This is a genomic window from Variovorax sp. OK605, assembly GCF_900115445.1.
Lineage (GTDB): Bacteria > Pseudomonadota > Gammaproteobacteria > Burkholderiales > Burkholderiaceae_C > Variovorax.
Window position 1 is genome coordinate 57,175 of sequence record NZ_FOWL01000023.1, and the last position, 21,092, is coordinate 78,266.

General features: G+C 70.9%; 22 protein-coding genes. 9 read left to right on the forward strand and 13 right to left on the reverse strand.

Annotated elements, in window-relative coordinates; translation table 11 throughout:
• Positions 1–21: 21 nt before the first annotated feature.
• From BM013_RS36375 to BM013_RS36385, 3 genes are read left to right on the forward strand one after another with little or no spacing between them, the layout of a single operon-like run.
• Positions 22–1,359 (forward strand): DUF3100 domain-containing protein, encoded by a 1,338-nt coding sequence (locus tag BM013_RS36375; RefSeq protein ID WP_093134607.1) that lies wholly within the window; start codon positions 22–24, stop codon positions 1,357–1,359.
• A gap of 27 nt (positions 1,360–1,386) precedes the next feature.
• Positions 1,387–2,565, forward strand: a complete 1,179-nt coding sequence (locus BM013_RS36380) for a M20 aminoacylase family protein (RefSeq protein ID WP_093134610.1) — start codon at positions 1,387–1,389, stop codon at positions 2,563–2,565.
• A 4-nt stretch (positions 2,566–2,569) separates the two neighbouring features.
• The gene (locus tag BM013_RS36385) at positions 2,570–3,955 is read left to right on the forward strand and encodes an L-serine ammonia-lyase (RefSeq protein WP_177225666.1); all 1,386 of its coding nucleotides are present in this window, start codon (positions 2,570–2,572) and stop codon (positions 3,953–3,955) included.
• Positions 3,956–3,979: 24 nt separating this feature from the next.
• Here BM013_RS36385 and BM013_RS36390 read toward each other — a convergent pair whose 3' ends face one another.
• Positions 3,980–4,615: a VOC family protein gene (locus tag BM013_RS36390; protein WP_093134616.1), complete on the reverse strand. Its 636-nt coding sequence runs from the start codon at positions 4,613–4,615 to the stop codon at positions 3,980–3,982.
• Between the two features lie 28 nt (positions 4,616–4,643).
• Positions 4,644–5,510, reverse strand: coding sequence for a fumarylacetoacetate hydrolase family protein (locus BM013_RS36395; RefSeq protein WP_093134618.1), 867 nt, complete (start codon positions 5,508–5,510; stop codon positions 4,644–4,646).
• A 125-nt stretch (positions 5,511–5,635) separates the two neighbouring features.
• Here BM013_RS36395 and BM013_RS36400 point away from each other — a divergent pair, with 125 nt between their 5' ends.
• From BM013_RS36400 to BM013_RS36415, 4 genes are all read left to right on the forward strand, one after another.
• Entirely contained in the window at positions 5,636–6,559 is a 924-nt protein-coding gene (locus BM013_RS36400) for a LysR substrate-binding domain-containing protein (protein WP_093134621.1), read from the forward strand.
• A gap of 78 nt (positions 6,560–6,637) precedes the next feature.
• Entirely contained in the window at positions 6,638–7,468 is an 831-nt protein-coding gene (locus BM013_RS36405; RefSeq protein WP_093134623.1) for an isocitrate lyase/PEP mutase family protein, read from the forward strand.
• 40 nt (positions 7,469–7,508) lie between these two features.
• Positions 7,509–8,135 (forward strand): uracil-DNA glycosylase family protein, encoded by a 627-nt coding sequence (locus BM013_RS36410; protein ID WP_093134733.1) that lies wholly within the window; start codon positions 7,509–7,511, stop codon positions 8,133–8,135.
• A 31-nt stretch (positions 8,136–8,166) separates the two neighbouring features.
• Complete coding sequence (locus tag BM013_RS36415) at positions 8,167–8,577, forward strand: RidA family protein (protein ID WP_093134626.1); 411 nt, start codon at positions 8,167–8,169, stop codon at positions 8,575–8,577.
• A gap of 2 nt (positions 8,578–8,579) precedes the next feature.
• On the opposite strand, the gene BM013_RS36420 is transcribed toward BM013_RS36415, so the two are convergent.
• The 7 genes from BM013_RS36420 to BM013_RS36450 form a co-directional block, all read right to left on the reverse strand.
• The gene (locus BM013_RS36420) at positions 8,580–10,265 is read right to left on the reverse strand and encodes an amidohydrolase (RefSeq protein ID WP_218153723.1); all 1,686 of its coding nucleotides are present in this window, start codon (positions 10,263–10,265) and stop codon (positions 8,580–8,582) included.
• Position 10,266: 1 nt separating this feature from the next.
• Positions 10,267–11,262: a Bug family tripartite tricarboxylate transporter substrate binding protein gene (locus BM013_RS36425; protein ID WP_093134628.1), complete on the reverse strand. Its 996-nt coding sequence runs from the start codon at positions 11,260–11,262 to the stop codon at positions 10,267–10,269.
• Positions 11,263–11,327: 65 nt separating this feature from the next.
• On the reverse strand, positions 11,328–11,684 hold the full coding sequence (locus BM013_RS36430; RefSeq protein WP_093134631.1) for a cupin domain-containing protein: 357 nt from the start codon (positions 11,682–11,684) through the stop codon (positions 11,328–11,330).
• Between the two features lie 24 nt (positions 11,685–11,708).
• Positions 11,709–12,728, reverse strand: coding sequence for a quinone oxidoreductase family protein (locus tag BM013_RS36435; RefSeq protein WP_093134741.1), 1,020 nt, complete (start codon positions 12,726–12,728; stop codon positions 11,709–11,711).
• Positions 12,729–12,739: 11 nt separating this feature from the next.
• A complete protein-coding gene (locus BM013_RS36440; protein ID WP_093134633.1) occupies positions 12,740–13,648 on the reverse strand; it encodes a beta-keto acid cleavage family enzyme in 909 nt (302 codons plus the stop codon).
• Complete coding sequence (locus tag BM013_RS36445) at positions 13,645–14,406, reverse strand: SDR family NAD(P)-dependent oxidoreductase (protein ID WP_093134636.1); 762 nt, start codon at positions 14,404–14,406, stop codon at positions 13,645–13,647. The genes BM013_RS36440 and BM013_RS36445 overlap by 4 nt, the downstream gene beginning before the upstream one ends.
• Positions 14,407–14,426: 20 nt before the next feature.
• Positions 14,427–15,293 carry a dioxygenase family protein gene (locus BM013_RS36450; protein ID WP_093134638.1) on the reverse strand — a complete coding sequence of 289 codons (867 nt, stop codon included), beginning with the start codon at positions 15,291–15,293 and terminating at the stop codon, positions 14,427–14,429.
• A 131-nt stretch (positions 15,294–15,424) separates the two neighbouring features.
• On the opposite strand from BM013_RS36450, the gene BM013_RS36455 reads away from it, so the two are divergent.
• On the forward strand, positions 15,425–16,474 hold the full coding sequence (locus BM013_RS36455; RefSeq protein WP_093134641.1) for a LacI family DNA-binding transcriptional regulator: 1,050 nt from the start codon (positions 15,425–15,427) through the stop codon (positions 16,472–16,474).
• A 21-nt stretch (positions 16,475–16,495) separates the two neighbouring features.
• On the opposite strand, the gene BM013_RS36460 is transcribed toward BM013_RS36455, so the two are convergent.
• Genes BM013_RS36460 through BM013_RS36470 form a run of 3 tightly spaced genes read right to left on the reverse strand, consistent with a single transcriptional unit; the run spans position 16,496 to position 18,826 of the window.
• Complete coding sequence (locus BM013_RS36460) at positions 16,496–16,840, reverse strand: hypothetical protein (protein WP_093134643.1); 345 nt, start codon at positions 16,838–16,840, stop codon at positions 16,496–16,498.
• Positions 16,841–16,890: 50 nt separating this feature from the next.
• Positions 16,891–18,576, reverse strand: a complete 1,686-nt coding sequence (locus BM013_RS36465) for a hypothetical protein (RefSeq protein WP_093134646.1) — start codon at positions 18,574–18,576, stop codon at positions 16,891–16,893.
• Between the two features lie 55 nt (positions 18,577–18,631).
• On the reverse strand, positions 18,632–18,826 hold the full coding sequence (locus BM013_RS36470) for a YjiS-like domain-containing protein (RefSeq protein ID WP_093134649.1): 195 nt from the start codon (positions 18,824–18,826) through the stop codon (positions 18,632–18,634).
• Positions 18,827–18,939: 113 nt separating this feature from the next.
• Between BM013_RS36470 and BM013_RS36475 the strand changes: the two genes are divergently transcribed.
• Entirely contained in the window at positions 18,940–19,830 is an 891-nt protein-coding gene (locus BM013_RS36475; protein ID WP_093134651.1) for a LysR family transcriptional regulator, read from the forward strand.
• 30 nt (positions 19,831–19,860) lie between these two features.
• On the opposite strand, the gene BM013_RS36480 is transcribed toward BM013_RS36475, so the two are convergent.
• Entirely contained in the window at positions 19,861–20,898 is a 1,038-nt protein-coding gene (locus BM013_RS36480) for an aliphatic amidase (protein ID WP_093134654.1), read from the reverse strand.
• Between the last annotated feature and the right edge of the window lie 194 nt (positions 20,899–21,092).

The window sequence follows — 21,092 nt, forward strand, 5'->3', positions numbered from 1 at the left end:
GCGCCAGATGAGCCCCCACCGATGACCTCTGCTGCCTCCGCTCTCGCCACCGCCGCGCCCTCCGGCGCCTCCGGAAAACTCAAGCTCGCGCTCGTCACCCTGGCCATCGTGGCCGCGGCCGAGCTGATCGGGCCGGTGCAGTTCAGCGTCGGCCCCGGCAAGGTGGCGCTGCTGCCGATGCTGTGGGCGCTGCTGATCGCGGCCGTGTGGGGCATCGCGCACCGCCGCGTGCCGGGCGTGGTGCGCGTGGCGACCGCCGAGCAGACCTTTGCCGGCGGCCTGCTGAACGCGGGCCTGCTGCTGTTCGTGGTGAAGCTGGGCCTCACGGTCGGCGCCGCGCTGCCGCAGGTGAAGCAGGCCGGCTGGGCGCTGCTGTTCCAGGAGTTCGGCCATGCGCTGGGCACGCTGGCGCTGGGCCTGCCGCTGGCGCTGCTGCTGGGCATCAAGCGCGAAGCCGTGGGTGCCACCTTCTCGGTGGGCCGCGAGGGCAACCTGGTGATCATCGGAGAGAAGTACGGCATGGCCTCGCCCGAAGGCCGCGGCGTGCTGGCCGAGTACATCACCGGCACCGTGCTGGGCGCGCTCTTCATCGCGGTGCTGGCGGGCTTCATCGCCAGCCTGCACATCTTCGATCCGCGCTCGCTGGCCATGGGCGCCGGCGTGGGCTCGGGCAGCCTGATGGCGGCGGCGCTGGGCGCCATCGCCGCGCAGCAGCCGGCCGAGATGCTGCCGCAGCTCACCGCCATTGCCGCCGCGTCGAACCTGCTGACCACCGTGGCGGGCTTCTACTTCACGCTGTTCCTCTCGCTGCCGCTGTGCTCGTGGCTCTACGGCAAGCTGGAGCCGGTGCTGGGCCGTTTCTCGAAGCGCGGCGCGCAGGATGCGGGCACGGCCGCCGTGTCGCAGGTCAGCGTGGGCCATGGCGGCGCGCTGCCGCTGCGCCACACGTTCATCGCCTGGGCGGTGGTGGGCGGCGGCGTGCTCATCGGCAATTCGCTGACCTACAAGGTGCCGATGCTGGTCTCGCTCGAAGGCATGGCCGCCGTGGTGGCCATTGCGCTGGTGGTCGAGGGCATCAAGCGCCTGCTGCCGCGCCTGCCGATGGTGCTGGTGCTGTCGGTGGTGGCCACCGTGGCGGGCATTCCGGGCCTGTTCCCGTTCTCCGACGCGCTCATCGCCATCACCGCCAAGCTCAACTTCCTGGCCTTCACCACGCCGGTGCTCGCGCTGGCCGGCTTCTCGGTCGCGAAAGACCTGCCGGTGTTCCGCCAGCTGGGCTGGCGCATCGTGGTGGTGTCGCTCACCGCCACGGCCGGCACCTTCCTGGGTGCCACGCTGATCGCCGAATTCTTCCACTGACAAGACAACCCACGAGAGGCCCACGCCATGTACCGCGACCCCGAAATTGCCGAAGACACCCGCGCCCGCATGCTGAGCTGGCGCCGCGACATCCACGCCAACCCCGAGACCGCCTTCGAAGAGCACCGCACCGCCAACGTGGTTGCCAACGCGCTGATGCTCATGGGCCTGCCCGTGCACCGCGGCCTGGCCGGCACCGGCGTGGTCGGCACGCTGAAGAACGGCGAGGGCCCGAGCATCGCGCTGCGCGCCGACCTGGACGCGCTCAACATGCAGGAGCTGGGCACGCAGGCGCACGCCTCCAAATGCGTGGGCAAGATGCACGCCTGCGGCCATGACGGCCACACCGCCATGCTGCTGGGCGCGGCCGAGCACCTGTCGCGCCACAAGCCCTTCAAGGGCACGGTGCAGTTCATCTTCCAGCCCGCCGAAGAGAACGAAGGCGGCGGCCGCGTGATGGTGGAAGAGGGCCTGTTCGACCAGTTTCCGGCCGACGCGGTGTACGGCATGCACAACTTCCCGGGCCTGCCGCGCGGCAAGTTCGCGATCCGCAAGGGCACGATGACGGCCTTTCTCGACACCTTCGAGATCGTCATCACCGGCAAGGGCAGCCACGGTGCCATGCCCGAGACCGGCATCGACTCGGTGGTGGTCTCGGCCCAGCTCATCAACGCGCTGCAGACCATCGTGAGCCGCCGCACCGGCGCGACCGACTCGGCCGTGGTGAGCGTCACGCAGATCCACGGCGGCGACACCTGGAACGTGATCCCCGAGACCGTGGTGCTGCGCGGCACCGTGCGCACGCTGGACGCCGCCATCCAGGACAAGACCCAGGCCGCCATGCAGCAGATCTGCGACGGCGTGGCCGCCACGCATGGCGCCAGCGTGGCGCTGGAGTACCGCCGCGGCTACCCCGGCGTGGTGAACACGCCCGCCGAGACCGACGCCGCCATTGCCGCGGCCGCCAGCCTGGTCGAGCGCGAGCAGGTGCACACCGACATTCCGCCGGCCATGGGTTCGGAAGACTTCGCTTTCATGCTGCAGAAGCGCCCGGGCGCGTACATCGGCATCGGCGCGGGCGAGGGCCCGAACGACCCGAACGTGCACAACCCGTACTACGACTTCAACGACAACATCCTGCCGCTGGGCGCGGCGTACTGGGTGGCGCTGGTGAAGCAGCAGTTGCCTGTACCTGCAGGGGCATGATGCGCTGATGCTGTCCGCCTTCGACATCTTCAAGATCGGCATCGGCCCCTCGAGCTCGCACACCGTGGGCCCGATGCGCGCGGCGCTGATGTTCGCGCAGTCGCTCGCGCCGCGCGGCGTGCTCGCGCGCGTGGTGCGGCTGCGGGTGGACCTGTTCGGCTCGCTCGGCGCCACGGGCCACGGCCACGCGACCGACCAGGGCGTGATCCTCGGCCTGCTGGGCGACGCGCCCGACACGGTGCGGCCCGAAACCGTGCAGCCCCGGCTCGACGCGCTGCGCCGCAGCGGCCAGCTGAGCCTGCTGGGCACCACGCCCATCGCCTTCGACCGCGTGCGGGACATCGCCTTTCGCGGTGAAGAATCCTTGCCCGAGCATCCCAACGCGATGCGCTTCACGGCCTTCGCGCGCGACGGCACCGCGCTGGCCGAGGCCACGTACTTCTCGGTCGGCGGCGGCTTCGTGGTCGAAGGCGGCCAGGCCGTGGCCGAGACGGTGGCCACCGCCGCAACGGTGCCGCACCCGTTCACCACCGGCGACGAGCTGATGGCGCAATGCCGCGCCAGCGGCCTCTCGGTGGCCGCGCTGGTCATGCGCAACGAATGCACGTGGCGGCCCGAGGCCGAGGTGCGCGGCGGCCTGCTGCGCATCTGGGGCGTGATGCGGCAGTGCGTGCAGCGCGGCTTCGGCATCGACAACCCGCTGGCCGCGCAGCCCATGCCCGGCCCGCTGCGCATGCGCCGCCGCGCGAGCGAGCTGCACCGCGAACTGCTGGCGCAGGCCGGCGCGGCCGACCCGCTCGCGGCCATGGACTGGGTCAACGCCTTCGCCATGGCGGTGAACGAGGAGAACGCCGCGGGCGGGCGCGTGGTCACCGCGCCCACCAACGGCGCGGCCGGCGTGGTGCCCGCGGTGATGCACTACTACCAGCGCTTCGTGCCGCAGGCGAGCGACGAAGGCATTGTCGACTTCCTGCTCACCGCGGCGGCCATCGGCATGCTCTACAAGACCAACGCCTCCATCTCGGGCGCCGAGGTCGGCTGCCAGGGCGAGGTGGGCGTGGCCTGCTCGATGGCGGCGGGCGCGCTGGCCGCGGTGCTCGGCGCGACGCCGGCGCAGGTGGAGAACGCAGCCGAGATCGGCATGGAACACAACCTCGGCCTCACCTGCGACCCGGTGGGCGGCATGGTGCAGATTCCATGCGTGGAACGCAACGCGATGGGCGCGGTGAAGGCCATCAACGCGGCGCGCCTGGCGCTGCGCGGCGACGGCAGCCACTATGTGTCGCTCGACGCGGTGATCCGCACCATGAAGCAGACCGGCGAGGACATGAAGTCCACCTACAAGGAAACCTCGCTGGGCGGGCTCGCGGTGAACGTGGTCGAGTGCTGACGCGCTCGGCTCGGCTTTCAGCGTTCAGGGCACGAACATGTCCCACGGCCCCTTGCCCGCCGGCAGCCCGGGCCGCGCGGTGAGCGATTCCAGCGGCTCGCCGGCCTCGAAACGCGCGATCAGTGCCTCGGGCTCGAACACCACGCCCATGAAGTTCTCCGCATAGGCGCCGCCCGCGAAGAAGGCGTTGATGTCCGTCGCGGTCTCGAACACGTCGTGCTGCAGCTCGAGCCGGTGGCCGTCGGGGTCGCGGTAGTACATCGACACCGTCGGCCCGTGGTTGATGCACCAGTAGGGCCGGATGCCTCGCGCGGCCAGCCGGCGGTAGTTGGCCAGCAGCTCGCCCAGCGAGCCGTAGGTGAAGGCGATGTGCTCCAGCCCCGTGCTGGCGTCGGCCTCGTGCTTCAGGCCCGGCGGCGCGATCAGGCCGATGCGGTGGTGCTCGTCGTCGTAGGTCAGGAAGCACAGCATCTCGTTCTCGAACGCGGGCTGGGCCTGCAGCACCTCGAGGTACCAGGCGCGCGAACGCGCGAGCTCGCTCACGCGCAGCACCACGTGCGCGAGCTTGACGGGGCGCAGCGCGGTGCGCGTGAAGTCGGGCAGGGCGCGAGCGGGCAGCGTGCGCGCGGGCGCGGGCATGGGCGTGGCGATGTCGTTCATGGGTCGTCTCCTTTTTGGGGCGCAATGCTCAGGCGGCGGGCTCGGCCACCACGCGGTTCTCGAGGTGGCCGATGCCGTCGATCTCCACGCGCACCACGTCGCCCGGCACCAGGTAGCGCGGCGGGTCCATCAGCCCGCCCACGCCCGCGGGGCTGCCGGTGGTCAGCACGTCGCCGGGCTCCAGCGTGAAGGCGGTGCTCAGCTCGACCAGCATGGCCTCGATGCGGTGGAGCATCTGCGCGGTGTTGCCGTCCTGCCGCAGTTCGCCGTTGACCCAGGTGCGCAGCCGCAGCGCGTGAGGGTCGGCGACTTCGTCGCGCGTCACCAGCCAGGGGCCGAACGGGCCGTGCGTGTCGAAGGACTTGCCCAGCGTGTGCGTGGGCGCGCGCATCTGCCAGTCGCGCACGCTCAGGTCGTTCACCACCACGTAGCCCACAACCATGGCCATCGCGTCTTCGGCGCGCACATGGCGGCAGCGCCGGCCGATGACCACGCCCAGCTCGCCCTCGTAGTCGAACTGGTCGGACACGCGGGGCTTGTGCACCGCGTCGAACGGGCCGGCCACGCACGACACCTGCTTGTTGAACCACACCTGCCCCGGCGCCCGCACCAGGCCCACCTTGGCGGCTTCCTCCAGGTGCGAGGCGTAGTTGCCGCCCAGGCCGAGGAATTTCTGCGGCGCCGGAATGGGCGCGGCCAGCCGCACATCGGACAGCGCCACGCGCGGTGCATCGGCCAGCGCCGCGTGCAGCCACGCCATGCCGTCGTCGCCGCGCGCGAGCAGTTCGCGCAACCCGGCCGGCGCGCCGGGTTGCGCGCTCAGGTCGGCGATGCCGTCGTTTCGGACCACGCCGAAGCGAAGGGCGTCGCGGTGGTGGAAGCTGGCGAGTTTCATGGGGTGTGGAGGTTGACCGTGGCGGAGCGATCGATGATGCTGGTGGAACGAACGCAGAACAATTCGCTGCAAAAGAACGGATCGTTCCGCAGGCAGAACAAAACAGAGCGAGACATGAGCAAGACATGGAAGACTTCAACGACCTGGCCCTCTTCGCCCACGTGGTCACGCAGCAGGGCTTCAGCGCCGCGAGCCGCCACCTGGGCATTCCCAAGTCGCGCCTGAGCCGGCGCGTCTCGCAGCTCGAGGAGCGCATGGGCGTGCGCCTGCTGCAGCGCAGCTCGCGCCGGCTGCTGCTCACCAGCGTGGGCCGGCAGTTCTACGAGCGCTGCCAGGCGACGGTGGCCGCGGGCGAAGAGGCCTTCGACGTGGTGCGCCAGGCCACCACGCAGCCGCAGGGCCTGCTGCGCGTGAGCTGCCCGTTCACGCTCGCGCAGTTCTGGCTCACGCCGCTGATCCCGGCCTTCATGCGGGCCTGCCCCGGCGTGCGGCTGCAGCTGGAGGTGAGCAACCGGCGCGTCGATCCGCTGCAGGAGAACATCGACGTGGTGCTGCGCGTGCGGCGCCCGCCCTTCGAGGATTCGAGCCTGGTCGCACGGCGCCTGGGCGGCACGGTCGACGTGCTGCTGGCGAGCCCGGCGCTGGTGGCGCGGCTCGGCATGCCGCAAACGCTCGGCGAGCTGGCCGCGTGGCCGGTGCTGTCGCTGCCCGCCGAGAACGAGCGCTACCGCTGGACGCTGGAACGCGGTGTGCAGAAAGAGATGCAGGAGTTGTCGTTCACGCCGCACTTCGTCACCGACGACATGTTCGCGCTCAGGCACCTGGCCGAGCAGGGCATGGGGCTCGCGCTGCTGCCCGAGATCATGTGCCGCGACGCGCTGGCCGAAGGCCGGCTGGTGCGCCTGTGCGGCGAATGGGCCTGCGCGGCCAGCGAGATCCAGGCCGCCTTCGCCTCGCGGCGCGGCATGCTGCCGGCCGTTCGCGCCTTCATCGACTACCTGCTGCAAAACCCGCCGGGCGAGGCGGCCGGGCGCACGGGCTTATCCTGAGCGCCCGGATTTTCGCCAGCCCTGCAGACCCCCACAGACGCCCACAGACGCCCACACCAAGAAAGCCGAGGCCCCGCCATGACCCGCACCGTCGCCGAGAAACGCGCCGCCTTCCGCGCCCTGCACGCGCAAGGCTGCTTCGTCATTCCGAACCCATGGGACACGGGCAGCGCGCGCTTTCTCGAAGGCCTGGGCTTCCAGGCGCTGGCCACCACCAGCTCGGGCTTCGCGTGGTCGCAGGGCCAGGCCGACGGCGCCATGTCGCGCGAACGCATGCTCGGGCACCTGCAGGAACTGGTGGAAGCGACCGGCCTGCCCGTGAACGCCGACTTCGAAAACGGCTTCGCCGCCGACGCGCAGGGCGTGGCCGCCAGCGTGCGCCTGGCCATCGAGACCGGCGTGGCGGGCCTGTCCATCGAGGACTCGACCGGCAACGCCGCCGATCCGCTGTTCCCCATCGACGTGGCGGTGGAGCGCCTGCGCGCGGCGCGCCGGGCCATCGACGCGTCGGGTGCCGACGTGATGCTGATCGGCCGCGCCGAGAACTTCTTCGCCGGCCGCCCCGACCTCGGCGACGCCATCGCGCGCCTCAAGGCCTATTCGGATGCCGGTGCCGACTGCCTCTACGCCCCCGGCATCAAGACCCGCGAGCAGATCGCGGCCGTGGTTGCCGCCGTGGCGCCCAAGCCGGTCAACCTGCTGGTGGGCGCGGCCAGCGAACTCACCATGCAGGACATCGCCGAGCTCGGCGTGCGCCGCGTCAGCGTGGGCGGCGGCATGGCGCGCGCGGCCTGGGGCGGCTTCATTCGCGCGGCGCGCACGCTGGCCCAGCAGGGCCGCTTCGACGGCTTCGCGGACGCCGCGGCGGGCAACGAACTCAATGCCTTCTTCCGTCCCTTCGCCGAATGAAGGTACGCAAGTCGAAGGTGCGCCAGTCCGGTTGAAGGCCATGGACGCGCTGCTCACCGAAATCCGCGCCTGCCACGCCTGCGCCGTGCACCTGCCGCTCGGCCCGCGGCCGGTGGTGCAGGCCAGCGCGAGCGCGCGGCTGCTGCTCATCGGCCAGGCGCCCAGCCTCACCGTGCACAGGACCGGCGTGCCATGGGACGACAAGAGCGGCGAGCAGCTGCGCCGCTGGCTCGGCATCGACCGCGCCACCTTCTACGACGCCACGCGCGTCGCGCTCATGCCCATGGGCTACTGCTACCCGGGCCGCGGCACCAGCGGCGACCTGCCGCCGCGCAGGGAGTGCGCCGCGCTGTGGCACGACAAGCTGCTCGCGCACATGAAGCAGGTCGAGCTGACCTTGCTCATCGGCCAGTACGCGCAGCGCCACTTCCTCGGCAAGACGGCGCGCGTTGGCGTCACCGAGACCGTGCAGGCCTTCGCCGACTACGCGTCGCGCTTCATCCCGCTGCCGCATCCCTCGCCGCGCAACACCGGCTGGTTCAAGCACCACCCGTGGTTCGAGAGCGATGTGCTGCCGGTGCTGCGCGAGCGGGTGCGACACGCCCTGGGGCCCGCGCCATCCTTCGTCGTGGAACGAAGCGAGGAGGCGCCTTCGCCGGCACCATAGGGCGCTTTCCCCCTCCACAGAAAGCGCCCCCATGCAACGCGAGGTGATCCGTGTCGAACCGCTGTCGACCTACCTGGACAACTGGAAGGCGCCGACCTCGGTGGTCACGCGGCACGGCGGCACGGTGTACGTGTCGGGCCTGCCGCCGTTCGACCCGGCCACCGGCCAGGTGGCCGACGCACCGCTGGAGCGGCAGACCGAGCTGGTGCTCGACCAGCTCAAGCTGTGCCTCGAAACCGCCGGCTCCTCGCTGGACCACGTGCTCAAGTGCAACGTGTACTGCACCTCGGTGGAGAAGTTCGCGGCGGTCAACGCGATCTATGCGCGCTATTTCCCGAAAGACCCGCCCGCGCGCATCTTCGTCTGCGTGCCCGCATGGCCGGGGCGCTTCGACATCGAGATCGACTGCATCGCCGCCCTCCGCACTGCATTCAACGCCTGACTTCAGGGTGCCGAGGCCACCGAGGCGGTGGCCGCGCCGAAGGGCTGCGCCGCATGGACCACGCGCCCGCCCACCACCGTCATCAGCGAGGTGGTCTTGCCGATGCGCTCCAGCGGCACGGTGAAGAAGTCCTGGTCGAGCACCGCGAAGTCGGCGAGCTTGCCCACCTCCAGCGTGCCGCGCCGGCCTTCGTCGAAGCTGAACCACGCGCTGCCCGCCGTGTACAGGCGCAGCGCCTGCTCGCGCGTGGGCGTTTCGTCGGCGCCGCGCATGGCCTTGCCGCTCACCGTCTTGCCGTCGAGCATCCACTGCAGGGCGACGAAGGGGTTGTACGAGGCCACGCGGTGCGCGTCGGTGCCCGCACCCACGTTCACGCCCGCGCGCAGGGCCGTGCCGATGGGCGGCATGCGCCGCGCGGCCTCGCCGCGCACGGCCAGCGCGCGGTCGCCCTGGAAGTACATCGCGTCCTGCATGGTCCAGCCGATGCCCAGCGCCTTCATGCGCGCGAAGGTCTCGGGCGAGGCGTCGTCCAGGTGGGCGATGGACCAACGCAGGTCCTTCAGCGGCACCTCGGCGTTCAGCTTCTCGTACAGGCCGAGCAGGTGGTCGACCGAGCCGTTCTCCTGCCAGTGGATGGTGACGGCCAGCCTCTGCGTGGCCGCCCATTTCACGAGCTCGTAGAACTTCGCCTTCGCGGCCTCGTCGGGGAAGTTGTTGTTGTACATCGCGAGCGTCACGCGTTCGCCCAGCCCGTTGAACTTCAGCATGTCGTCGCCGAAGCCCATCGGCAGCATCTGCGTGAGGTCGCGGAACTCTTGCAGCTCGGCGCCGGGCTTCTGCGCGAACACGCTGTAGGCCACGCGCAGCGTCAGCGCCTTCTCGCGCCACAGCGCGAACAGCGCCGCGTACTGCGAAGGCGCGATGCTGAAGCCGCCCGGGTCCACCAGCCCGGTGACGCCGAGCCGGTTCAGCTCGGTGAAGAAGGCGCGCGTGCCGGCCAGGTTGTCGTCGTAGGTGGGCTTGGGCAGCTTGTCGAACAGCGCCGAGATGCCGACGATGTCGCCGGTCATCCAGCCCGGTGCGCCGTCGGGCGAGGCCTTCATGCCCGCGGGCAGCGTGCCGGCCGGCACACCCAGCGCCTCGAGCGCCTTGGGCGTCATCACCACCGCTTCGTAGAAGAGCTGCACGTACACCGGGTTGCCGGGCGCGGCCTCCTGCAGCTCCGCCAGGGTCGGGCGGCGGCGCTCGGCGAACTGCTGCTCGGTCCAGCCGCCGGCCACGATCAGCCAGCCGCCGGGGCGCGCGCTGGCTGCGGCGGTGCGGATGCGCGCCATGGCTTCGGCGATGGTGCCCGCGCCGATCCAGTTGACCTCGGTCGAATAGCTCAGCGCGGCGCGCACCGCGTGCATGTGCGAGTCGATGAGGCCGGGGATGACGGTGCGCCCGCCGGCGTCCACCGTCCGTGTGGCGGGGCCCGAGAGCGCGCGCATCTGCGCGGCGTTGCCGACGGCCACGATGCGCCCGTCGCGCACGGCCAGCGCCTGCGCGGTGGCGCCGCCGGCGTCGAGCGTGGCGATCTTTGCATTGGTGAGGACGAGGTCGGCCGGTTGCGCCTGCGCGGCAACGGGCAGCAGGAGGCTGGCGGCAAGGGCGGCAAGGGCCACGGCCATGAAGTGCGTGCGGGCCATGTCAGTCGACCTTGATGCTGGCAGCCTTCACCACCTGTTGCGCCTTGGCCGTCTCGTCGACGATGAACCTGTTGAACTGCGCCGAAGGCATCGTGAAGGGTTCGGCGCCCAGCTTCTCGAGCCGCTCCTTCAGCTCGGGCGACACCATGATCTTCGCGACCTCGGCCTGCAGGCGCTCCACCACCGGCTGCGGCGTCTTCGCGGGCGCGAACAGGCCGACCCAGAACAGGTACTCCGAGCCCGGCACGCCGGCCTCGACCGTCGTCGGCGCACTTGGCAGCGCCGACGAGCGCTTGCCCGTGCCCACCGCGAGCGCCTGCAGCTTGCCGCTCTGGATGAGCGGCAGCGCCGACACCATCGGCGCGAAGAACCAGTCGACGCGCCCGGCCATCACCTCGGTCATGGCCTCGGGCGTGCCGCGAAAGGGCACGTGCTGCGCGTCCAGGCCGGCGGCGAGGCGGAACACCTCGGCGTTCATGTGCGTGGCCGAGCCGTTGCCGGCCGAGCCGTAGTTCAGGCCGCCGGGCTTGGCCTTGGCTTTCGCGACCAGGTCCTTCACGTCGGTGAAGTGCGACGGCGCGGTGACCAGCACGTTGGGCAGGCTGGCCATCGGCGTGATGCCGGTGAAGTCCTTGAGGGTGTCGTACGACAGCCCCTTGTAGATCCACGGGTTCACGAGGTGGCCGGCCGAATGCACCAGCAGCGTGTAGCCGTCGGCCGGCGCCTTGGCCGTGAGGGCCGCGCCCAGCGTGCCGCCGGCGCCGGGCTTGTTGTCCACGATGACGCTGGTGCCCAGCACGGGCCCGAGCTTCTCGGCCACGAGGCGCGCGACGATGTCGGTGCCGCTGCCCGCGGTGAAGGGCACCACGAGCTTGATGGGCTGCGTGCCCGGCCACGGGCCCTGCGCGTGGGCGCCGGGGAGCGCGCAGGCGGCCAATGCCGCGGCCAGCGCCGTTGCCAGCGTCCGCCGGCGGCTCCAGGTGAATGTCTTCTTCATGCGTCTTGTCTCCGTTGATTTATTGGGTTGAGCGATGAATGACTGACTGATGAAAGAAAGGGCCGCTACGGCGGCGGTGCGTGGGGCATCACCAGCGCAACCAGCACGGGCCGGTTGCCGCGGTTTTCCAGCTGGCGCTTTTCGCCGGGGGCGAAGCGGCAGCTGTCGTAGGGCCCGAGCACTTCTTCCCAGCGCGCGCCGTCGATCTCGCCCACCACGTGCAGCTGGCCTTCGAGCACGAGGTAGAGCTTTTCCATGGGCGAGCCGTCCAGGCCGGTGTGGCCGCCGGGCAGGATCTGGCTCATGCCCATCCACATCTGCGTGGAGGGGCCGGCTTCCTTGCCTTGCAGGCGCAGGCAGCGCATGTCGAAATGGTTGGGCGCCTCGTAGTGCGGCGCCGCGTCGAAGCGGGTGACGTGCATGGCGTGGGGTTCCTTGCAGGCGGTTCAGGGGCGCAGCACGACGCGGTCGGTGCTGCCCGAGAGCACCAGCCGGTAGGCGTCGAGCGCTTCGTCGAGCGTGAAGCTGCGCGCGACCGGAAAGGGCTTGAGCGTGCCGCGCTCGAAGCCTTCGCGCATGGCGTCGAGCTGCGCGGTGCTCGCGATGCAGTCCATGGCCAGCGAGTCGATGCCCACGTAGGTGTGCATGCCGCGGTAGAACGCGAAGATGTCGAAGGGCACCGCGCGGTCGTGCGTGGCAATGAAGATCTGCGTCGCGCCCTTGGCCATGGCCTTGTTGGCCGCTTCGAAGTAGGCGCTGCCCACGGTGTTGTAGACGATGTGCGCGCCGCGCCCGTCGGTGAGCTCGCGCACCCGCGCGCCCACGTCGGCGTGGTGGCGCGCGTCGATCGCATCGACCGGCCCGCTCGCAAAGCCCTCGAAGGGGCCTTCGCGCCGCTGCACCGCGATCACGCGCGCGCCGGCCTGCGAGGCCAGCTGCACCGCCGCCTGGCCGACCTTGCCGTTGGCGCCGAGCACCAGCACCGTCTGCCCGGCCTGCGGCATGCCGCTGCGGCGAAAGCCCTCGTAGGCGGTGACGAAGGGCACGCCCACCGCGCCGGCCTCGTCCATCGAGATGCCCTGGGGCTTGGCGCGCAGCGCCTGCGCGGGTAGCACGAGGTAGCGCGCATGCGAGCCGTCGCGCGTGATGCCGACGTCGCCGCCGGAGCCGTATACCTCGCGGCCGATCCACTCGGCGGGGCCGCTCACGACGGTGCCCGCAAAGTCGCGCCCCGGGGTGCGCGGCCACACGGCCTGCGGCATGATGCCCAGCGTCGCCTTCACGTCGCTCGGGTTCACCGCGGCGGCGGCGACGCGCACCACGGCATGGCCGGGCGGCGGCGTGGGTTCGGCCTGGGCAGCGGCTTCGAGCCGCAGCGCGTCCAGGGTGGCGGCCTTCTCGGTCACGCGCAGTGCGCGCGCCGGGTGGGCGGCCTGTGCGGTGTGCGTGGCATGCGTGGTGTGCATCGCGGCGGCGCTCATCGTGCGGCTCCCTGCACGGCGCGGGTGTCGGCCAGGCCCAGCATGGCGCGCGCCTCGCGCGGGTTGGCCACCTCTCCGCCCAGGCTCACGAGGATGTCGCGCGCCTTCGCCACCAGTTGGGCATTGCTCTCGGCGAGCACACCCTTCTCGAGGTAGATGTTGTCCTCCATGCCCACGCGCACATGGCCGCCCAGCAGCCAGGCCTGCGCGACGATCGGGAACTCCATGCGGCCGATGCCGAAGGCGCTCCAGAAGGCGCCGCGCGGCAGCATGTTGCGTGCGTACAGCAGGGTCTCGGGCGTGGGCGCGAAGCCGTACTTCACGCCGAGCACGAAGGTCCACATGGCGGGTCCGTCGAGCGTGCCGTCGGCGATCAGGTCGAGCGCGAGGTTGATGTCGCCCGAATCGAAGATCTCCAGCTCGGGCTTCACGCCGGCCGCGCGCATCACCTGGGCCATGCGCCGCACGTTCTTCGGCGTGTTGATCACCACGTCGGGGCCGGAGTTCATGGTGTTCAGGTCGAGCGAGCACACGTCGGGCCTGATGAGCGCGATGTGTTCCACGCGCTTTTCCGGTGGCAGCAGCGTGGTGCCGGGTGCCGCGACCTTCGGGTCTTCCTCGCTGGGAACGAAGCGCCCGCCGGGGCCGGTCGTGAGGTTCACGATCAGCTCGCGGTTCTCGCGGCGGATGCGCTCCACCACCTCGCGGTACAGCTCGACTTCCATCGAGGGCTTGCCCGTTTCGGGGTGGCGCACGTGGATGTGCACCTGGCTCGCGCCAGCCTCGGCCGCGGCCAGGCATTCGTCGGCGATCTGCACCGGCGTGATCGGCAGGTGCGGCGTCTGCTCCGGCTTCACGAGGTTGCCCGTGACGGCGCAGGTGATGAGGGTCTTGGCGGCGCTCACAGGTGGCGCCCTCCGTCGACCACGATGCGCGTGCCGGTCACGAAGCGCATCGTGGTGGCCAGCGCCTCGACCGTGGCGGCCACGTCGTCGGGCTGGCCGATGCGGCCCAGCGGCGTGGTGCTGGCCATCTTGTCGGCGAACTCCGCGCCGCGCCCGGGCACGAAGCCCGAGGCCACCGCGCCCGGCGACACCGACACCACGCGCACCGCCGGCGCCAGCGCCTTGGCCAGCGCGTCGCCCACCACGTCGAGCCCGGCCTTGGCCGCCACGTAGGCCAGGTTGCTGCCCACGCCGGTGAAGCCGGCAATGGACGAGATGTTGGCCACCAGCCCGTCGCCGCTGGCCTTCAGCATCGGCGCGAAGGCGCGGATGGTGGCGAACACGCCGCGGAAGTTGGCGCGCACCATGTCGTCGATGAGTTCGTCGGTCAGCGCGTCGAGGTCGGCGGCCGGCACGGGCTGCGTGTGGCCCGCGCTGTTCACCAGGATGTCGCAGCGCCCGAGCGTGGCCTGCACCTCGGCGGCGGCGGCGTTCAGGCTGGCCGTGTCGACGATGTCGGCGCGAATGGCGGCATGGCGCTGGCCGTGGGCCGAGGGCAGGGCGGCGGCGCGCGCGGCGCCATCGTCCTTGCGGTGCAGCAGCACGCAGGTGGCGCCCAGCGCGGCCAGGCGCACGGCCGTGGCGTAGCCGATGGCGCCGAGGCCGCCGGCGATGACGGCGACCTTGCCGTCGAGTCGGGATACGGGGTCGAAGCTCATGGGGAGTGTCTCGGGTTGAGTCAGGGAATGGGGGGGCGGGGGAACTTCATCTCGCCGGGTTCGAGCTCGAAGTCGTGGTGCATCGATGCGGTCTTGCCGTCGGGGGCCAGCGCGAAGCGGCCGATCAGCCGGCGCGTCACGCCGAAGGTCGGGTCGCTCTCGAGGTTCTCGTCGTCGTCCGCGAACACCTGCGTGATCAGCACCTTGTGGCCCGGCTTGCTCACCATGAAGTGCAGGTGCGCGGGGCGATTGGGGTGGCGCAGCTGCGCGCGCAGCAGCACGCCGCACGGCCCGTCGGTGGGCACCGGGTAGCCGGCGGGGCGCACGCTGCGAAAGTGGAAGCGGCCCTCGGCGTCGGTGTCGAAGCGCCCGCGCAGGTTCATGTCTTCCTGCGCCGGGTCCTGGTTCTCGTAGAGGCCGACCGGCGAGGCCTGCCACACGTCGACCGTGGCATCGGCCACCGGCCGGCCCTGGGCGTCGCGCACCGTGCCCGTCACTTCCAGCGGAATGCCCGGCGTGCCCGAGCGCGCGATGTTGTCGCCCAGCGCGCAGGCCGGTGCGTTGGCGCGCCAGAACGGCCCGAGCAGCGCGGCCGGCGACTCGCCGTGCGGGTCCTGGTTGTTCTGCAGCGCCACCACGGTCGACACGCCCAGGATGTCCGCCGCCAGCACCACCTCGTTCTTGGTCTCGCCGGTGGCATGGCCGATCGCGACGATGAATTCGAGCGCCTGCTCGAACTCTTCCTCGGTCAGCTTCACCTCCTGGACGAAGGCGTGCAGGTGGCGCGTGAGCGCGTCCATCACGGTGCGCAGCCGCGGGTCGGGCGTGCGCTTCATGGCGTCGAGCGTGAAGCCCAGCACCGAGCCGGGAGAGGTGGCAATGTTCATGGCGGGTCTTTGCAATCGTTTGCACGATGTTAGACCAAATCGCCGAAAAGTAAAATGGCGGGAATCCGGGGTTCAGGAATGAGGGTAAGTCACCCAAGGCCCGCCGTACCGGACGACAATCGTTTGCACCAATGAGCACCCGCCCGCCCGCCCCTTCTTCTCCGACCGCCCCCGTCACCATCCGCGACGTTGCCCGCGCCGCCGGCGTGCACGTGTCCACCGTCTCGCGCGCGCTCAGCCCGGAGAAGCGCTCGCTGATCAGCGACGAGGTGCTGCGCGTGGTCGAGGAGGCCGCGCAGCGCCTGGGCTACCGGCCCAACCGCGCGGCCTCGGCGCTGCGCACGGGGCGCACCCACACCATCGGCGTGCTGGTGCCCGACATCACCAACGCGGTGTTCCCGCCGATCCTGCAGGGCATCGAGGCCAGCGCGGCGGCGCGCGGGTACTTCGTGTTCGTCGCCAACGTGGTCGACCATGCGCTGGCGCGGCCCGTGCTGGAGCGCATGCTGGCGCAGCGCGTCGACGGCGTGGTCATGGCCACCGCCACGCGCGACGACCCGCTGGTCGACTTCGTCACCCAGGCCGGCATGACGGCCGTGCTGGTCAACCGCGCCGACGAAACCGGCCGCCTGCCCGCCGTGGTGAGCGACGACCGGCTCGCGATGAAGCTGGCGGTCGACCACCTCGTGGGCCTGGGCCACAAGCGCATCGCGCACCTGGCGGGGCCGCAGACCATTCCCACCGGCGTGGGCCGGCGCCTGGGCGTGGAGCAGGCGCTGCGCGACCACCGCATGAAGCCGTTGCGCGTGGTCGAGTGCGCAAGCTACAGCCGCGAGGCCGGTGCCGCCGCCATGAAGCAGATGCTGGAGGCCGGTGCCCCGCCGCAGGCCGTGGTGTGCTGCAACGACCTGGTGGCGCTGGGCGCCTACGACGCGTTGCGCGAGGCCGGCCTGCGCGTGCCGCAGGACATCTCGGTGACGGGCCACAACGACATGCCGCTGGTCGACATGGTCGACCCGCCGCTCACCACGATCCGCCTGCCGCACCGCGAGCTGGGCTGGCGCGCGGCCGAGATGCTGTTCGAGGAGATCGACGGCCACTCGATGTCGGCCTCGACCGTGGTGCTGCGCCCGGAGCTGGTGGTGCGCAAGTCGACGGGCGCGCCGGCAGCGGCACGCTGAGCGCTGGCGGGGCCTACTGGCTCACCACCAGCGGGCGATGTCGTCGCTCAGTCCCGCCAGCAGCAGCGCGACGGCGACCAGCGCGACGATGCACTTGGTGCGCCGCGACAGCCCCTGCTTCGGCGCGAAGGCCTCGGCGCCGCCGCTGCTGAAATGCACGCCGCAATGCGGGCACTGCCGCACGTGGCCGAAGATGGGCTCGCCGCAACGCGCGCAGGGCACTTCGCCGGGACCGGGTTCGGGCGAGGGCGCGGCGTCTCGCGCCGCCTGCGCCGCGGCGCGCTGCCTCAGCCGCTGCTGCTCCAGCCGGGCGCGGCGTTCGCGGTGCGCGGCCAGGTCGATGGGTTCGTTAGGCTTGTCGGACATGAACGGAATCAGGTGCGGAATCAGGTGCGAAATCAGGTGCGAAATCAGGTTCAGCGTACCCGCGGCGCGGTCTTCTTGCGAGCGGCCGGCCGCCGCGGCGGCTTGGCCTCCAGCACCAGTTCGGCGGGCAGCTGGTCGTTCCACGATTCGGTGAAGTAGGCGCGGTCGCTCGGCACCAGCTGCGGCAGCGCTTCGCGCAGCAAGGCCAGCGACTGCTCGGCCGCCTTCAGGTCGCCCGCGTGCGCCGCATACCAGGCGTGCTCGAACAGCAGGCTGCAGTGCTGCAGGCCGGGGTAGCGCCGGCGCCCGGCCTGGTGGTCGGCCAGCCGCGCCTGCGCCACCTGCACCCAGCGCGCGGGCCAGTTCGTGGCGTCGAAGGCGTCGGCGAGCGGACCAGCCAGCCTGGAAACGGCGGCGGGGTCGAGCGGTTTCTGCGCGCGGAACTGCGCGAGCGCGGGCGGCTTCTCGTGGTCGCCGGGCCGGCAGTGGCCGCGCGCGATGCGCATCAGGTAGATCGCGTTCCACGCCGAGCGGCCCTGGCCGTCGGTGTGGCCGCAGAGCCATTCGCTGAAGGCGATCCACTGCACCGCGCGGCGCGTGGTGTCGGCGTTGCCGTCGTGCGCCAGCGCGGGCAGGTCGGACAGCCCCACGCGGTCGAACAGCCACGCGGCCATGCCCATGTTGGCCGCCACGTGCTGCGCCGCGTCGAACGAGTGCGACTCGAACGCCGCCGCCAGCGCCTCGCCGAAGCGGCGCAGCGATTCCTCGGCCAGCGCGGCCGCGGCCGGCTTGTCGTCGGCCGCGAGCCCCAGCGCGCGCGAACGGCAGGCCAGCGCCCACAGGTTGCACCACTCGAAGCGCACGTCGGGGTGGTGGCGCAGCACCAGCGCGCGCGCCGCGTCTTCGGCCATGCCGGCCAGCAGCGACTGCGCCAGCGGCAGGTCACGCGCGGTGTAGGCGCACCAGGCCGAGACGATGCATTCCATCGCGCCCAGGTAGTCGTTGCCCGCCACGTGGTGCGCGAGCCGCTGCTTCTTCAGCGCCTGCAGGCGGCGGCGCGCCTGCTCGTTGTCGCCGAGCCGGCGCCACAGCATGGCCTCGTTCAGCGTGACCAGCGCGCGCTGGAAGTCGGTGGCGGCCAGCGTGCCGGCCAAGCGGATCGATTCGAGGGCGCTGCCGTTGCCGTCACTGCCGGCCACCGGCGCCATGAGCCGGCCTTGCCGCGCCGCCTGCTGCGAGGCGACCAGCTGCTTCCAGAAGGCCGCGTCCTGCAGGTGCACCGCATCGGGCGGCGCCGAGCCGGTGGCCGGTGCCGCCTGCGCCTTGCGCGAACGCAGGCCCAGGAACGACGCCACCTCCGCCGCCGTGGCCGCGCGGCCGTCGACGCGCACGCGCACGCGCTTCGCCTCGGCCGCCGGCAGCCAGAACGGGCCCTGGCTGCGCCGCTCGGCGTTCAGGAAACGGGGCTCGCGCTGCGTGTCCTCGCCCCAGCCGACCTCGAGGTCCCAGGCCTTGAAGTCGCGAAACGCGCGGCTCACCACCATGCGCAGCGTGCTGGCGTCCGACACCTCGCCGCGCAGGTCGGCCAGCCGCACGACGCCGTCGGCGGCCTCGTGGGCGTGCTGCATGCGCACCAGCAGCCAGAGCGACTGGAAGGCCGCGCGCCGGTCGTTGACGGACTGCGGCGACGTGAGTTCGATGAACAGGGGGGCGGGTGAAGCAACGGGCTTGGGCACGCCCCGAATTGAACCTCAAAACGGGCGCGATGCCTGAAGAAAAGCGCCGCGCTGCTCAGTACCGGTGGCGGTCCAGCAACTCGGGCACCTCGCTGCGCCCGATGCCCAGGTCGCGCAGCTCGTGCTCGCTCATGCCGGTCAGGTGCCGCATGTCGGCACGCGCACGGCGGCCGTTCACCACGCGGCGGCGCCAGCCGCGCAGGGCATGGATCAGGCGTTGATGAAAGGACGTTGGCTTCGGCGCTGTCACGATGGGCTCCTTGGTTGGGAGCGCCCATCTTCTTGCGGTGCGTGATATTGTGGAAGTTGAGATTTCTGACACCGCCGATCAGCTTTCCTGATACCTGAGAAACCCGCCACCCCATGCGACAGCTCAACCTCGACCAACTGCGCACGCTCATCGCCATCGCCGACCTCGGCACCTTCTCGGCCGCGGCCAAGGCGCTGCATCTCGCGCAACCCACGGTGAGCCTGCACATCAGCGAACTCGAGTCGCGCCTGGATGCGCCGCTGGTGCTGCGCGGCAACCGCCGCATCACGCCCACGGCCGCGGGCGCGGCGCTGGTGGAGCGCGGGCGCAAGCTGCTGCGCGACACCGACGATGCCGTCGAGGCGGTCAAGCGCCAGGCCGAAGGGCGCGTGGGCCGCGTGCGGCTGGGCACGTCGACCGGCGTGCTGGTCGACCTGCTGCCGCAGGTGCTCGAGGCGCTGGGCGAGGCGCACGCGGGCATCGACGTCGAGGTGAGCATTCGCGGTTCGTACGAGGCCATGGAGCGGCTCGCGGCGGGCACGCTCGACATCGGCCTGGTGGCGCTGCCGCAGCCGCCGGTGCGCGGCATCGTGGTCGCGCCGTGGTGCGAGCAGCCCATGATGGCGTTCGTGCCGCAGCGCTGGAAGGCGCCCAGGCGCGTCACGCCGGCCTGGCTGGCGGCGCAGCCGCTGATCTTCAACGAGGCGACCACGCACATGTACCGCCTCACCATGGAGTGGTTTGCCGCGGCCGGCTTCGCGCCGCGCGCGCGCATCGAGCTCAACTACGACGCGGCCATGCGCAGCCTGGTGGCGGCCGGCTACGGCGCGGCGCTGCTGCCGCTGCAGCAGAGCACCGACACGGCGCACAACGAGCGCATGCGGATCCTGCCGGTGACGCCCAAACTCACGCGGCGCGTGGGCATTGCGCACCGCCAGCCCGCGCTGCTCGACGGCGCGACGCTCAGCGTGCTGAAGGTGCTCACGGCGTTCCGCCAGGCCTGAGCACGGGGAGCCGGGTGCTCGGTCGCGTACTCAGTCCCGCGTGGCGGGCCCGTGCGGAATGCCCTCTATCGGGCACTCCGCCGTGCCGATGGTGCTGCGCGTGAACGCCTCCACCTTGTCGCGCGCGGCCTGGGGGTCGTTGACCCACTGCGCATAGAAGTCGAACGGGCAGTCCGCCACGCCCTTGTCGCCGTCGCCCGAGTTGACGATGCCGGTGTAGCCGCGGTGCAGCAGCTTGAACAAGTGGTTCTGCGACTGGCCGTTTTTGCGCGCGTCGCGAATGAGGCCCATCGACAGCTCGGCGTAGTTGATGCCCATCTCTTCCTCGCCGCATTCGCCGAGCGTGCGCCCGTCGAAGCCGATCAGCGCCGAGTGGCCGAAGTACGAGTACACGCCGTCGAAGCCCGCCGCGTTGGCCACCGCCACGTAGGTGTTGTTCATGAAGGCCATGGCCTTGGACACCAGGATCTGCTGCTCCTTGGCCGGGTACATGTAGCCCTGGCAGCGCACGATGAGTTCGGCGCCGCGCATGGCGCAGTCGCGCCAGATCTCGGGGTAGTTGCCGTCGTCGCAGACGATCAGGCTGATCTTCATGCCCTTGGGGCCGTCGCTCACGTAGGTGCGGTCGCCCGGGTACCAGCCTTCGATGGGCGTCCACGGCATGATCTTTCGGTACTTCTGGACGATCTCGCCCTGGTTGTTCATGAGGATCAGCGTGTTGTACGGCGCCTTGTTCGGGTGCTCTTCATGCCGCTCGCCGGTCAGCGAGAACACGCCCCACACGTTGGCGCGGCGGCAGGCGTCGGCAAAGATGGCGGTCTCCTCGCCGGGCACCGTGGCCGCGGTGTCGTACATCTCCTGGGCGTCGTACATGATCCCGTGCGTGGAGTACTCGGGAAAGACCACCAGGTCCATGCCCGGCAGGCCCCGCTTCATGCCGACCAGCATCTCGGCGATCTTGCGGGCGTTGTCCAGCACCTCGGCCTTGGTGTGAAGGCGGGGCATCTTGTAGTTGACGACCGCGACGCCGACGCAATCGCTGCTGCTCGAAATATCACCATGTCTCATGACGCTGCTCCTGAAGGGTGGTTGAGAGAAAAACAAAAAAGCCCGAGCCGGTGTTCAACCGATTCGGGCTTGTCTGTGGGGCGGCGGGCAACGGGTTCGTGTCGTCGGAGCCGATTGTTCTCAACTCGGCGCAGGCTGCACATACGTCATTTCGCTGATTGCGGCGGGGCTCGGCGCGTTATGCATCCGGCCCG

What these genes read in the sequence shown, in the direction of transcription:
- BM013_RS36445 (WP_093134636.1), bottom strand. Translation starts at nt 14,406, where the DNA reads ATGAGCTTCGACCCCGTATCCCGACTCGACGGCAAGGTCGCCGTCATC.
- BM013_RS36480 (WP_093134654.1), bottom strand. Translation starts at nt 20,898, where the DNA reads ATGAGACATGGTGATATTTCGAGCAGCAGCGATTGCGTCGGCGTCGCG.
- BM013_RS36395 (WP_093134618.1), bottom strand. Translation starts at nt 5,510, where the DNA reads ATGAAACTCGCCAGCTTCCACCACCGCGACGCCCTTCGCTTCGGCGTG.
- BM013_RS36405 (WP_093134623.1), top strand. Translation starts at nt 6,638, where the DNA reads ATGACCCGCACCGTCGCCGAGAAACGCGCCGCCTTCCGCGCCCTGCAC.
- BM013_RS36455 (WP_093134641.1), top strand. Translation starts at nt 15,425, where the DNA reads ATGAGCACCCGCCCGCCCGCCCCTTCTTCTCCGACCGCCCCCGTCACC.
- BM013_RS36380 (WP_093134610.1), top strand. Translation starts at nt 1,387, where the DNA reads ATGTACCGCGACCCCGAAATTGCCGAAGACACCCGCGCCCGCATGCTG.
- BM013_RS36390 (WP_093134616.1), bottom strand. Translation starts at nt 4,615, where the DNA reads ATGAACGACATCGCCACGCCCATGCCCGCGCCCGCGCGCACGCTGCCC.
- BM013_RS36460 (WP_093134643.1), bottom strand. Translation starts at nt 16,840, where the DNA reads ATGTCCGACAAGCCTAACGAACCCATCGACCTGGCCGCGCACCGCGAA.
- BM013_RS36420 (WP_218153723.1), bottom strand. Translation starts at nt 10,265, where the DNA reads ATGGCCCGCACGCACTTCATGGCCGTGGCCCTTGCCGCCCTTGCCGCC.
- BM013_RS36400 (WP_093134621.1), top strand. Translation starts at nt 5,636, where the DNA reads ATGGAAGACTTCAACGACCTGGCCCTCTTCGCCCACGTGGTCACGCAG.
- BM013_RS36415 (WP_093134626.1), top strand. Translation starts at nt 8,167, where the DNA reads ATGCAACGCGAGGTGATCCGTGTCGAACCGCTGTCGACCTACCTGGAC.
- BM013_RS36375 (WP_093134607.1), top strand. Translation starts at nt 22, where the DNA reads ATGACCTCTGCTGCCTCCGCTCTCGCCACCGCCGCGCCCTCCGGCGCC.
- BM013_RS36410 (WP_093134733.1), top strand. Translation starts at nt 7,509, where the DNA reads ATGGACGCGCTGCTCACCGAAATCCGCGCCTGCCACGCCTGCGCCGTG.
- BM013_RS36450 (WP_093134638.1), bottom strand. Translation starts at nt 15,293, where the DNA reads ATGAACATTGCCACCTCTCCCGGCTCGGTGCTGGGCTTCACGCTCGAC.
- BM013_RS36475 (WP_093134651.1), top strand. Translation starts at nt 18,940, where the DNA reads ATGCGACAGCTCAACCTCGACCAACTGCGCACGCTCATCGCCATCGCC.
- BM013_RS36430 (WP_093134631.1), bottom strand. Translation starts at nt 11,684, where the DNA reads ATGCACGTCACCCGCTTCGACGCGGCGCCGCACTACGAGGCGCCCAAC.
- BM013_RS36425 (WP_093134628.1), bottom strand. Translation starts at nt 11,262, where the DNA reads ATGAAGAAGACATTCACCTGGAGCCGCCGGCGGACGCTGGCAACGGCG.
- BM013_RS36435 (WP_093134741.1), bottom strand. Translation starts at nt 12,728, where the DNA reads ATGCACACCACGCATGCCACGCACACCGCACAGGCCGCCCACCCGGCG.